Source organism: Elstera litoralis, assembly GCF_000963705.1.
Lineage (GTDB): Bacteria > Pseudomonadota > Alphaproteobacteria > Elsterales > Elsteraceae > Elstera > Elstera litoralis.
Map to the genome: position 1 here is coordinate 1 of NZ_LAJY01000153.1, position 2,592 is coordinate 2,592.

Genomic DNA, 2,592 nt, shown 5'->3' on the forward strand with positions numbered 1-2,592 from the left:
GGGCGAACATAGGCAGGGTCCGCCCGCCTGATAGACCCGGGGAATGCCAGTCAATGCGGACTTTTCTCGATTTCGAGAAGCCAATTGCCGATCTTGAAGCCAAGATCGAAGAACTGCGGCACCTGACCTCCGACGATACGGTGAATATCGCCGAGGAAGTCGGTCGTCTGGAAGTCAAAGTCGATAAGCTTTTGCGCCAAACCTTCGCCAAGCTCACGGCTTGGCAAAAGGTGCAGGTTGCTCGCCATCCGCAGCGCCCGCACGGTATCGATTATATCGCGGCGCTGATTGATGATTTCACGCCGCTGGCCGGCGATCGTTCGTTCGGCGAGGATGCGGCGATTATCGGTGGGCTCGGGCGGTTTCGCGGGCAAAGCTGCGTGGTGATCGCGCAGGAAAAAGGTCATGATATGGCCACCCGCATTAAGCATAATTTCGGCATGCCCAAGCCCGAAGGCTACCGCAAGGCCATTCGCCTGCTGGAGTTGGCGGGGCGCTTCAATTTGCCGGTGATTACGCTGATCGATACCGCAGGGGCCTACCCTGGTATTGAAGCCGAAGCGCGCGGGCAAGCGGAAGCCATCGCCCGTTCAATCGACGCCTGCCTTGCCGCCCCGGTGCCGATCATCAGCACGATTATCGGCGAAGGCGGCTCGGGCGGGGCGATTGCGATTGCGACCGGCAACCGCGTGAACATGCTGGAGCATTCGGTTTATTCGGTCATCAGTCCGGAAGGCTGCGCCTCGATCCTGTGGCGCTCGTCGGACAATGCCCAAGACGCGGCGGAAGCCTTGCGCATCACCGCGCAAGATTTGGAAAAACTCGGCGTCATCGATGCGATTGTGCCGGAACCCTTGGGCGGCGCGCACCGCGACCCCGGCGGGATCATCGCCGAAGTCGGCACCATGATCGAAGACCAACTGCGTCCGCTGCTTCTGCTCGATGGCGCGGCGCTGAAGCAGCAACGCCGCGAAAAATTCCTGGAAATGGGGCAGAAGGGGCTTTAACGGCCCCTTTAGCCTTCCGCCGTTGTAAGGCTATTAGCCTCGCCCGTATAGAATTCCGGATAGTGTTTCGCCACGACCGGACTGTCGGAAGCAAGTGCGTGGCAGGTATCGAGAATTGGCGGGCGGCGGCTGCCGAAACCCGGTTGCAGCGGCGATGCGGAATCCCGGTCGGTCGACTCGATCACGCCGCCGTCTTCGCCGCGCTTGAGGCTTTCAGCCGCGCTTTACCGGGGGCGATGGTCTGGAAGGCGACCGTGGCGACCGGGCCTAACAGTTCCACCAAATGCGTACAGCCTTCCGTTCCCCCGACGCGCGCCTTGACGGCTTTCGTCCAGCCGGGGCCGATTTTCAGCCCAATGATGCGCTGAAAATTCCCGACGATGGCGGGGCACATTTCGAAGGGGGAGTGGTCGGTAACGGCTTCCACCGCCTGCACGGTAAAACTATCGTCGATGGTGAGGCGCAACCACATTTCATGGACGGGAACGCCAGGCTCGACGCGGCCTCTCCACGCGTTATCAAACGCATAGGCTTTCACATCGGTCAGATGGGCTTCGATATCCCACAGCCCATCGGCGCGGTGATAGCCGTTCAGGGTAATCTGGCGGGTATGGAAAGGCTCGCGCGGGGCGGCGGGCGATAGGGGCATCGGAAAACCAACTCACTAAAGTTTACCTTAACGGAAACCTCAGCGTGCGGTGGGTTGGAAAGCTTGGCAAGGGTGCGCCGGGGGCAAAAGCCCGCCCCCGGCGCACAGCAGGTCTGCGTTAGGCCGCGACAGCCTCATCGGCCAAGACGGCCTGATAGGCGGGCAGCGTTAGGAAAGCTTCGAAGGTCTCGCTGGTCACGAGCGTATCCAGCAGGGCGGCGGCTTCGGCGAATTTACCCGCTTTGAAGGCGTCATCGCCGAGCTTGGTCCGATAGGTTTCCAGCTCTTCCGCCGCAAAGGCGCGCACCAGATCGACCGTGATCTTGCGCCCGTCCTTCAAGGCGCAGCCGTGGCGCAGCCATTGCCACACTTGCGCGCGGCTGATTTCGGCGGTGGCCGCGTCTTCCATCATATTATGCAGCGGCACGCAGCCGAGCCCGCGCAGCCAGGCTTCGATATAGCCGATACCGACGTTGAGGTTCATGCGCAGACCGGCTTCGGTGATGTCGCCCTTGGGGGCCGTCACCAGTTCCACCGCGTTCGGATGCACATCCTGGCGCTGGCGCGGAATCTGATTGGCTTCCTTCATATGTTCATCGAACACGGCCTGCGCCGTGGGGATGAGGCCCGGATGGGCGACCCAGGTGCCATCGTGCCCATCGGTGACTTCGCGCAGTTTATCGGCCTGCACTTTGTCGAGCGCGGCGGCATTGGCTTCGGGATTGTCCTTGACCGGGATGAGCGCCGCCATGCCGCCCATCGCGTGAACTTTACGCTTGTGGCAAGTCTTGATGACCAATTGGCTATAGGCGCGCAGGAAGGGCGAGGTCATCGTTACCGAGGCGCGATCCGGCAGAATGGCGTTGGGATCGTTGCGGAATTTCTTGATGTAGCTGAAAATATAATCCCAGCGGCCGCAGTTGAGCCCGGCGGAAT

At 61.3% G+C, this 2,592-nt stretch carries 3 protein-coding genes and 1 pseudogene; 1 reads left to right on the top strand and 3 read right to left on the bottom strand.

From position 1 onward, the window contains the following. Positions 1-53: 53 nt before the first annotated feature. On the top strand, positions 54-1,007 hold the full coding sequence (locus tag VZ95_RS07135) for an acetyl-CoA carboxylase carboxyltransferase subunit alpha (protein WP_045775243.1): 954 nt from the start codon (positions 54-56) through the stop codon (positions 1,005-1,007). Positions 1,008-1,015: 8 nt separating this feature from the next. On the opposite strand, the gene VZ95_RS23925 is transcribed toward VZ95_RS07135, so the two are convergent. From VZ95_RS23925 to VZ95_RS07145, 3 genes and pseudogenes are all read right to left on the bottom strand, one after another. Continuing rightward, positions 1,016-1,192 (bottom strand): hypothetical protein, encoded by a 177-nt coding sequence (locus VZ95_RS23925; RefSeq protein WP_156995138.1) that lies wholly within the window; start codon positions 1,190-1,192, stop codon positions 1,016-1,018. Further along, positions 1,189-1,656: a DUF2889 domain-containing protein gene (locus VZ95_RS07140; protein ID WP_084627625.1), complete on the bottom strand. Its 468-nt coding sequence runs from the start codon at positions 1,654-1,656 to the stop codon at positions 1,189-1,191. Before VZ95_RS07140 ends, VZ95_RS23925 begins: the two co-directional genes overlap by 4 nt. A 118-nt stretch (positions 1,657-1,774) precedes the next feature. Then, positions 1,775-2,592, bottom strand: a pseudogene (locus VZ95_RS07145) (malate synthase A); the annotation flags it as partial.